General features: G+C 45.3%; 10 protein-coding genes. 5 read left to right on the forward strand and 5 right to left on the reverse strand.

The features are described 5' to 3' along the window. Positions 1-109 precede the first annotated feature (109 nt). Entirely contained in the window at positions 110-931 is an 822-nt protein-coding gene (locus EDD68_RS09510) for an alpha/beta fold hydrolase (protein ID WP_243646822.1), read from the forward strand. Between the two features lie 99 nt (positions 932-1030). Beyond that, on the forward strand, positions 1031-1237 hold the full coding sequence (locus EDD68_RS09515) for a hypothetical protein (protein ID WP_132372008.1): 207 nt from the start codon (positions 1031-1033) through the stop codon (positions 1235-1237). A gap of 101 nt (positions 1238-1338) precedes the next feature. Here the strand turns inward: EDD68_RS09515 and sdhB are convergent, their stop codons facing one another. From sdhB to EDD68_RS09530, 3 genes are all read right to left on the reverse strand, one after another. After that, positions 1339-2091, reverse strand: a complete 753-nt coding sequence (gene sdhB / locus EDD68_RS09520; protein WP_132372009.1) for a succinate dehydrogenase iron-sulfur subunit — start codon at positions 2089-2091, stop codon at positions 1339-1341. After that, positions 2042-2419: a hypothetical protein gene (locus EDD68_RS09525; RefSeq protein ID WP_132372010.1), complete on the reverse strand. Its 378-nt coding sequence runs from the start codon at positions 2417-2419 to the stop codon at positions 2042-2044. The genes sdhB and EDD68_RS09525 overlap by 50 nt, the downstream gene beginning before the upstream one ends. 210 nt (positions 2420-2629) lie before the next feature. Continuing rightward, positions 2630-3544, reverse strand: coding sequence for a phosphotransferase (locus tag EDD68_RS09530; RefSeq protein WP_132372011.1), 915 nt, complete (start codon positions 3542-3544; stop codon positions 2630-2632). Between the two features lie 234 nt (positions 3545-3778). On the opposite strand from EDD68_RS09530, the gene EDD68_RS09535 reads away from it, so the two are divergent. Together EDD68_RS09535 and EDD68_RS09540 are read left to right on the forward strand one after the other, a co-directional pair. Then, positions 3779-4372, forward strand: a complete 594-nt coding sequence (locus EDD68_RS09535) for a hypothetical protein (protein ID WP_132372012.1) — start codon at positions 3779-3781, stop codon at positions 4370-4372. A 247-nt stretch (positions 4373-4619) separates the two neighbouring features. Beyond that, on the forward strand, positions 4620-5942 hold the full coding sequence (locus EDD68_RS09540; protein ID WP_279388251.1) for a short-chain fatty acid transporter: 1323 nt from the start codon (positions 4620-4622) through the stop codon (positions 5940-5942). Between the two features lie 42 nt (positions 5943-5984). Here the strand turns inward: EDD68_RS09540 and EDD68_RS09545 are convergent, their stop codons facing one another. Then, the gene (locus EDD68_RS09545) at positions 5985-6905 is read right to left on the reverse strand and encodes a DMT family transporter (RefSeq protein ID WP_243646823.1); all 921 of its coding nucleotides are present in this window, start codon (positions 6903-6905) and stop codon (positions 5985-5987) included. A 129-nt stretch (positions 6906-7034) separates the two neighbouring features. Next, a complete protein-coding gene (gene cysK / locus EDD68_RS09550; protein ID WP_132372014.1) occupies positions 7035-7973 on the reverse strand; it encodes a cysteine synthase A in 939 nt (312 codons plus the stop codon). Positions 7974-8362: 389 nt separating this feature from the next. On the opposite strand from cysK, the gene EDD68_RS09555 reads away from it, so the two are divergent. Beyond that, the gene (locus tag EDD68_RS09555; protein ID WP_132372026.1) at positions 8363-9031 is read left to right on the forward strand and encodes a hypothetical protein; all 669 of its coding nucleotides are present in this window, start codon (positions 8363-8365) and stop codon (positions 9029-9031) included. Positions 9032-9210 lie beyond the last annotated feature (179 nt).

Genomic DNA, 9210 nt, shown 5'->3' on the forward strand with positions numbered 1-9210 from the left:
GGGCGACGATCAATCTGACCAAATATTCTGGTAAAAGCAGGCATACCAATCACTCATCAAGGCATATAAATATTCTGGGTACGACATCATAAAATAGGAGGATGTTACATTGTCAACATCAGCAGACCGAAAGCTTGTCGGCAACTACCAGATGTTTTACCGTTACTGGGATGCCCCGTGTGATGATGTGGTTGTATTTATCCATGGCATCCCTACCAATTCCCATCTGTGGGATCAAGTTATCCCTTACCTGCAGGGAAAGTATAAGATCATTGCGGTGGACATGATTGGATACGGAAAATCAGACAGGGCCCCCTATACGGAACTGACCCTTCCGAAGCAGGCGGAATACATGATTCAGCTTCTCTCCCAGCTGGGAATTGAAAAAGCTCATTTTGTCGGCCATGATCTTGGTGGAGGAATTGTTCAAATTATCGCCGTTCACTATCCCCAGCACGTCAAAAGCCTTGTAATTGCTGATGGGGTGTGTTTTTCCAACTGGCCTCTTCCAAAAGTCGTTTCCATCCGCTGGCCAACCGCGTTTGAATTTGAACCGACTCCTTTGTTTATTGAACGTATGCTGCGGGAAGGGGTGTACAATCCACAGGTATTAACCCCTAAAATCATCAAATATTTCACGGCACCTTTTTCCGGGCCGGATGGTCCGCAGCAGCTTCAGCAGGCCTCTTTTGCACTGGACCATCGCCAGACAGAGCGCCTGGTGCCTTACTTGAAAAATATACAATTTCCGACTACCCTTCTATGGGGACAGCATGACCGCTATTTAGTGCCATACTGGGCTCAAGCCTTACATCAGACCCTTCCGTCATCGCGTTTGAAAATCCTGCCTAAATGCAGCCATTATTCCATGCTGGACTCCCCATCCCTATTCTCAAATGAACTCCTCGAACATCTGGATATGGCACCATAGAAAACCCGTTTATTCTTATTTTCCTCCTGCTAAAATCATCACCATTTTCAGTTAGATGAATATCCTATCATGGAAAATATTTTTCGGGAGGAATGAATGATGGCACTGAACAACCAGATGAAAGAACTTCTGGACATGGCCACCTTAACTTACTTGATGGCTAAGAGATATGAATACGTAGACCCTCAGAAACACATGTACTATTATCAATTGCATTTCCAATATGTCATGCAGCTGGAACAACAGTACATGATGATGGGCGGAATTGGCAGTCCAGACCAGTATAACCAGTACCCTATTTACTAAATGTGATAAAGGGGAGTCTCGTCAAATCTATTGAACGTCTCAGAGACGTCCCCTTCCCATGTAAAATCTTCCCCGTAATTTTACTTACCGCCATCAGCAGATCAATCCCCGCCAAAAAAGCTTCTGAACGATTGATAGGTTGCTTCCCGGTTGATGGCTGCGATGGAAGTGGTTAGGGGAAGACCTTTTGGACAAACTTGAACACAATTTTGGGAATTCCCGCAGACTTCCAGCCCACCGTCACCCATAAATGCCTCAAGCCGTTCTTCTTTTTGCATTTCGCCTGTGGGATGGGCATTTTTTAATCGGACCTGAGAAAAAACAAATGGACCCATGAATCGTGATTTTTCATTGACATTTGGACAGGCCTCCAGACAGACACCGCATGTAAAACATTTCGATAGTTCATAAGCCCATTGCCGTTTTGTTTCAGCCATTCTGGGACCTGGGCCTAAATCATAGGTGCCGTCGATCGGAATCCAGGCCTTGACACGCTTTAGTGCATCAAACATACGGCTCCGGTCCACATACAAATCCCGTATGACCGGAAATTTGCTTAAAGGCTCTAGTCGGATGGGCTGTTTTTTCTGGTCTATCAACGCCGAACACGCCTGCTGAGGCTTGCCGTTTATGTTCATGGAACATGCTCCGCATACTTCTTCGAGACAGTTCATATCCCACTGAACAGGGGTTGTTTTTTTTCCGTCTTTCGTGACTGGATTTTTCCGGATTTCCATTAATGCAGCGATGATATTCATATTCGGACGGTACGGAATGAGAAATTCCTCTTCATACGGCTTTGCATCAGGATGATCTTGTCTTTTGATAATTAAATGAATGCTCTTCTTTGCCATGCTGACCCTCCGATGGATTGATTTTATAGATAAACCAGTCCTCCCAGTTTAATGATAAAATTTCTGAAGCGCTGAGCTGATTTGATCGGGCCCGTTTCATATCTTCCGGCGACAGTTTAATATTTAATACGCCTTGAAAAACTTCGGGGGAACCTTTCTGATACCAGTCGCCAAACACCTGAACAAGGTCAGAAAAGGTGTACACAAATAGTCTTTTTGCTTTCAGTTCCCAGGGAATACGTCTGGGCCCCCTCTGAAAGGGAATCAGATGCTTTTCTTCTGCCAGTTCTTCCGGCTCAAACATAACAACGCGCGGTTTCAAAAACATATCATTCCACTCCTTTTTTGTTAATTTGGACCATAACCATATAAATTATTCCTCATCCTGGGTGTTAGGCATATTTAGTATGCTCGTGTTTAATCAGCCAGCGATGCACGCTAACGTCTTGCATACAGTGAATCTAGAAAGAGAGGAAATAAAAAAATCCCTATGATTAGGGAAGACGTGAGGTGGTCGAAAACCGGAAGAATGGTTTTTTTATTTTTTCAATAGGTTTTCCATTTGCTTCAGCAAAACGAAATGGCTGACAGCTTGTTCGGCAGTATTCGTATACGCAAGGGTGGCTAAGACCCCGCGGTAAATCCACAGTTCTATATATGTATATAGCCTGTCCGTCTCAATTTTTTCCCGATGAGTTTCATAACCTTTCAAAACGTCAAAAACAGACTGTTGTTGTGTTCTACGATCACATGCTTCAGGTATTGAGGAAGTGATGGCGGTAGCTAAATCAAAATAAAAATGCCCCTTTCTGGACTCGCCAAAATCAATGATTCTGATACCTTCATGATCAAAAAGCATATTCCAGGTCCCCAGATCTCCATGAATAAAATGAGGCTGATGTTCTGACACGATAGCCAGTTCGTCTATCTTCGACTCCATATCTTGAAGATTCGGAACGATGTCCGGAGAATATTTTCTTAAGGACTCCCATTTTTCCTGAGCCATTTCCCAGAGCTCCATCAAATGAAAGCGGTCCCTCTGATTCCGATTACTCTCAAAGCTTTCCATTGCCGAATGGAATTGTCCCGTAACTTTTCCTATGATCGAGTGCACTTCTTTGTTTCGGGGAGGTGTTTGTCCTGGAATATACTCCTGTAATTGATACAGATCACTCCCTGCTTTTACAAAAGGGTGTCCTTCTTTTGTACAGATAATTCTGGGTACAATACCTTTAGCCTTTTCACGGATATGATTGGTAATTTCGAATTCCAATAATCCTTGCGTCTCATCCCTGAGTGTGCGTAAAATCCACGTTTTCTCATTAGATATGATTTGGTAAACCTGAGATGTTCTTCCCGAGTTTATTTTTTTGATGCTGATATTGCCACCGATCTTATAGTTCAATAGAACCGTTTTTACATCCACCATTATCACCAGACCTTTTAAGATCATACGATTATATTTTTACAGCTAAGGGGGTTCCCTTTATAAACTTCATAAAAATTCAAACTTCCTGCTGATGAATGATTTTTTCATGAGTCCGTTTGATGGTTACTCCCGTCTTTTGGATGACCAGCTCTCTCCTCCGGGGAATTCCGGCTCATCCCCGGGCGATGAGCTCTCCCCCGTGGGCCGTCCGCACCCATGTTTGGGTGATTAGGCTCCTGACTTGAGCGATACAGCCCCATGTTTGGGCCATTGCTCCCCGCGCTTGGGTCGTTAGCTCCTCAACTTGGGCCGTCGCTCCCCGCGCTTGGGCCGTTGCTCCTCGCGCTTGGGCCGTCCGCACCCCGGTTTGGGCCGTTGCACCTCTTACTTGGGCCGTCCGCATCCCGGCTTGGGCCGTCAGCTATCACCCATGGGCCATTGCACCTCCCTCTTGGGCCGTCCGCACCCCGGCTTGGGCCATTGCACCTCCCTCTTGGGCCATTCGCACCCCGGTTTGGGCCATTCCTGCTCCTCCCTGGGCCGTCCGCACCCCGGTTTGGACCGTTGCACCTCTTACTTGGGCCGTCCGCATCCCGGCTTGGGCCGTCAGCTATCACCCATGGGCCATTGCACCTCCCTCTTGGGCCGTCCGCACCCCGGCTTGGGCCATTGCTCTCCTTTGGGCCGTCCGCATCCCGGCTTGGGCCGTCAGCTATCACCCATGGGCCATTGCACCTCCCTCTTGGGCCGTCCGCACCCCGGCTTGGGCCATTGCTGCTCCTCCCTGGGCCATCCACTCCCCAGGTTGGGCCATTCCCGCTTCCCCTTGGGCCGTCAACTCTCCCCTTGTAGCATCATTACGAAATTCTTCACCGTTTTGTCCGGTAATTCAAAACAAGGATATTTTATTCGTGAACGATTTCCTCATTTACGTGACATAAGGATCCGGCAGTCATAGCACGTCTATATTTTGAATAAACATTAAATATCTCGGTCCGCAAGCACGGAAATAACAAAATGGGGAACTCTCAACCGAAAAAAAGAGGATTGTCTTCTCTTTGTGATTTGCCTTTAAAAATGAACAGGGGGAGGAGAAACTTTGTTTAGCCGTTTAACTTCATGGTCGAACAATTTAATGGAACGATATTTGCCTGACCCGTATTTGTTTGTGCTGATTTTGACACTTGTTGTATTTGGCATGGCTCTGATCATTACACCTACACCTGCGCAAGACTTAGTCATGATGTGGGGGAACGGTTTCTGGGGACTCTTAACTTTTTCCATGCAGATGGTTCTCATCCTGGTTACGGGATACGTATTAGCCAGCAGCCGGGTATTTAAATATGTGTTAAGTTCGCTGGCTCAAATCTCCAAGTCGCCAGCTGGAGCAGTTGTAAATGTAACCATTGTTTCTCTGGCTGCCAGCTGGATCAACTGGGGGTTTGGACTGGTCATCGGTGCGTTATTTGCGAAAGAGCTTGCCCGGCATATAAGGGGAGTTGATTACCGTCTGTTAATTGCCAGTGCCTATTCCGGCTTTATCGTCTGGCATGGAGGGCTGGCCGGTTCTGTGCCGTTGACCATCGCCACTCCTGATCATTTCTCTCAAGACTTAATCGGCATTATTCCTACCAGCGAAACGATTTTTGCACCCTTTAACTTAGTCATTGTTGGCGCGATGTTCATCGTGCTTCCTGTAATTAATCGAATGATGTTTAATCAAGAAAAAGCGGTAACCATTGACCCTGAAACATTGAAGGATGAACCTATTGCAGAAGAAAAGCCAGAGGCAGACATGACACCTGCTGAGCGGCTGGAAAACAGCTGGATGCTTTCGGTTATTTTTGGTTTGGTGATTGGACCTGCTTTTATCATTGGTTACTTTTACCAGAACGGGTTTCAGCTGAATCTAAACATTGTCAACTTTACCTTCTTGTTCCTGGGAATCCTGTTCCACTTCAGGCCAAAGTATTTCCTTCATGCTGTACGAAATGCCGTGAAAGGCGCTGGAGGAATTATTATTCAGTTTCCATTTTATGCTGGAATCATGGGCTTGATGATTGATTCCGGGCTTGCGGCTGCCATTGCAGAATGGTTCGTATCCTTCTCAAATGAGGTTACTTACCCGCTCTTCACCTTCCTGAGTGCAGGACTGATTAACTTCTTCGTTCCTTCTGGAGGAGGTCAGTGGGCTGTTCAGGCACCCATTATGCTGGAGGCAGGTGCTGCACTTGGCGTGGATCCTGCCAAAACGGCGATGGCTGTTGCCTGGGGGGATGCCTGGACCAATCTCATTCAGCCGTTCTGGGCCCTGCCTGCATTAGCTATTGCCGGATTAAAAGCCAGGGATATTATGGGATTTTGTTTGATTCATTTGTTTATTACAGGTGTCATGATTGCACTAGGACTGATTTTATTATAGAATCCCTGATGCCAGCAGGCACATCATCTGCTGGCTTTTTATTTACCTTTGCTTTTTTCTGAATACCCACTGACGGACGAACGGTTCATTTTTCGTCAATAAAATCCCGGATAAAATGAGGCCTGTTCCAATCACCATTTCGGACGTAATCGGTTCCTTTAGGGTGATCCAGCTGAACAACACACCAAATACGGGAACGAGCAAAGAAGAAAGCGTTACGGTCACGGTATCCGCCCGTTTCAAAAGATAAAACCAGCATGTAAAACAAAAGGCTGATGCCATCACACCTGTATAAAGTACGATGTAAATACTATGGGGAGTGATTTGCACAGGCTGGTCCCATTCTGCAACCATGGTTGCCAGCCCTAATCCAACCGTTCCGAACAGCATCTGGTAAGCTGTCACCTGTATTTGATTACATCCTGCAAACACTTTCTGATAAAAAACATTGGCAACTGCCCAGGACACCGCTGCAAGGACAATCAATAGCTCCCCAATGATCTTCATCGTATTTTGTTCCAGTAAAAAGTCCCAGCCAATCATGAAGGTCAAGCCAGAGCTGCCTACGACAATTCCCAGCCATTTCAGACCCGTAATATCTTCTTTCAGGATGACTTGAGCAAGTACGGCGCTCCAGATCGGCATGGAATACAATAGAACTGAGGATTTTCCGGCCTCCACGAACTGCATTCCAAACATGACCAGCAAAAATACGAACGTCGTCTGAAAAATCCCTAGAATCATCAAATTTTTCAACGCTTGTTTTGGCGGCCTAAGCTTTTTTAGAAACAGGAGTACCATAAACATCGTTAACGTTCCGGCTGCAAAACGAAGAGTCGAAAAGGTGAATGGCCCCATATAATTCAGTGCCATCTTCATCAGCGCCCATGCATAGCCCCATAAAACAGCAATGAAGAGCATAAGCAATTGAACCATTCCAGAATGCCTTAGAAAACCATTCAACTTCATCCCGCCTTTTTTAAATTAAAAAGTGGAGAGCATGTGGTTACTTTAAAACGTATGATCTGCCATACAAAAACAGGGATGCTCCATTTATAGAGTCACCCCCTACAGTAATTTTCCTTGACATGTTTACTTTGAAAAATCAAACAGGTCCCCGGATAAATAACGTTCGCCTGTATCCGGAGCAATTGCGACAATCACCTCTTCTGGTGATTTCCTTCCGGCAACCTGGATGGCTGCATAGCAGGCTGCTCCGGCTGAAGCGCCTACCAGAATACCTTCTTCACGTGCAAGTCTCCGTGTCATATGATAGGCATCTTCATCCGTTACCTGAATAATTTCATCGTACACATCCTGATTCAATGTATCAGGTATAAATCCCGGACTCGTACCCACCAGTTTGTGCTTGCCTGGTTTTCCGCCCGAAAGTACTGGAGACCCGGATGGTTCTGCTACATGCACAGTCAGATCTTTGTACATTTTTTTCAGTTCTTCTCCTGTTCCAGTAATCGTTCCGCCTGTTCCTGCAGTAGCAACAAAGGCTGACAGCGGCTTCCCCAGCTGTTCCATTGCCTCCATAATTTCCCGGGCAGTCGTGTCACGATGGGCATCCGGATTCGCTTTGTTTTCAAACTGCATGGGCATGAATCCATTCGGAATCTCTTTCATCAGTTCGTGGGCTTTTTCAATTGCCCCCGGCATTTTGTCGGCTGCCGGAGTTAACACCACTTCCGCACCGTAAGCTTTTAACAGTTTGATCCGCTCTTTGGTCGCATTATCAGGCATGACCAGAATCGCCTTATACCCTCTGGCAGCCGCATTCATCGCCAGGCCGATTCCGGTGTTGCCACTCGTCGGCTCAATGATTGTGGCACCCGGCTTGAGCAGACCCGCTTTTTCTGCTTCCATAATCATATTGAAGGCAGCGCGATCTTTTACGCTCCCGCTCGGGTTAAACATTTCCAGCTTTACATATACATCCGCACCACCCTCAGGCACGATGCGGTTTAACTTCACTAAGGGGGTATCTCCGATTAATTCTGCGATATTATTTACTACCCGAACCATATTGACCCTTCCTTTTCGTTTTTTCTCATTTTAACATAGATGAAATCAAAAATGCTCCATTCAAGTTTGAACTGGAAAAACAGACATGCACCAGGTTACCGTAAACCCTGTTTACCTTCTGCTGAAATCTTAAAAATACTTTAAAAGGGGCTAGGATGTGTAAGTTTGGTCTAGAGTCATCCACATTAAATCTACTCTAAAAAACATTGTGGTACACCTGCCATGTTTAGCTACATTTATTTATCAAAAATCTATAAAAGAAGGGGGTGAATGGCATTTTTTATCCTATTTTTCTTCAATACAACGTCCTGGCATGTCCTGATAGAATAATAGATAACATAAGCGCTTATGTTAAATTATGAAAAAGGAGTTTATGTTTAGTGCGTAAAATGAAGAGTGTCTCATTCTTATTGGCCGTTCTTTTGCTGGTTTCTTTGATAACTCCCGGAGTTGTGGGAGCAGAAGTAAAAAGTGAGACAAAGGTAAAATTAAAAGACTTGAACGTCACAATCCCTTATGACAGATCGGATATTGAACTGAAGCGAAGTGAAAAGGGTGATACGGTAGAAATCAAAGTTTTGGATAAAAAATCAGGAGAACTTTTAACCACCTATGGAGAAAGCGTAAAGCCAGATCCATCCCAACAAAACACAGATGCGACTCTATCTTCAGGAACGTATACCATTCATACGATCTATGAAGAAAGGGAAGATGGACCAGCAGTCTCTAGACTATATACAGTCATGAGAGTCTATTCTAGTGGATCTTTCCGTCAAATCAACGAGATTTTAGACACATACTGGCAAGAAGCGAGCTCAGGCACCTGGGAACATGATAACGAGCATTCCAGTACCATTTCGACATCAGGAAGTTTCCCCGCTACTGAAATTGAAACCAGCGGGACCGCAACCGTAGTAGTAGAAACTACACACAGTGCGGGCGGGGAATTTTCGATTGAATTCCTGGAATCAGTGGGCTTTAGTATAAGCAGTTCTTCTGAAGGGACCTACTTTGCAAGAAAAAGCATCAATCTGGGTTATAGATACTCGTTATATTAATGCAACTCGGGTAGAGACTGGGACATAAGAAAAAATAAATATTTTTGTAAAGGTGATGAAAAGAAAACCGCGTGAAAGCAGGGTTGAACTGTACCCCGAAAAGTGGACAGTTATAAAAACCCTATGCAGCTAAGAGATGATCCCGATATTGATTCGGGGTCATCTTTTTTAATGTCCAT

Source organism: Melghiribacillus thermohalophilus (assembly GCF_004342905.1).
GTDB lineage: Bacteria > Bacillota > Bacilli > Bacillales > Alkalibacillaceae > Melghiribacillus > Melghiribacillus thermohalophilus.

Bases quoted from the DNA above. Each gene is read 5' to 3' on its own strand.
- EDD68_RS09535 (WP_132372012.1), top strand. From the start codon at position 3,779: ATGTTTGGGCCATTGCTCCCCGCGCTTGGGTCGTTAGCTCCTCAACTT.
- EDD68_RS09515 (WP_132372008.1), top strand. From the start codon at position 1,031: ATGGCACTGAACAACCAGATGAAAGAACTTCTGGACATGGCCACCTTA.
- cysK (WP_132372014.1), bottom strand. From the start codon at position 7,973: ATGGTTCGGGTAGTAAATAATATCGCAGAATTAATCGGAGATACCCCC.
- sdhB (WP_132372009.1), bottom strand. From the start codon at position 2,091: ATGGCAAAGAAGAGCATTCATTTAATTATCAAAAGACAAGATCATCCT.
- EDD68_RS09555 (WP_132372026.1), top strand. From the start codon at position 8,363: ATGAAGAGTGTCTCATTCTTATTGGCCGTTCTTTTGCTGGTTTCTTTG.
- EDD68_RS09530 (WP_132372011.1), bottom strand. From the start codon at position 3,544: ATGATCTTAAAAGGTCTGGTGATAATGGTGGATGTAAAAACGGTTCTA.
- EDD68_RS09525 (WP_132372010.1), bottom strand. From the start codon at position 2,419: ATGTTTTTGAAACCGCGCGTTGTTATGTTTGAGCCGGAAGAACTGGCA.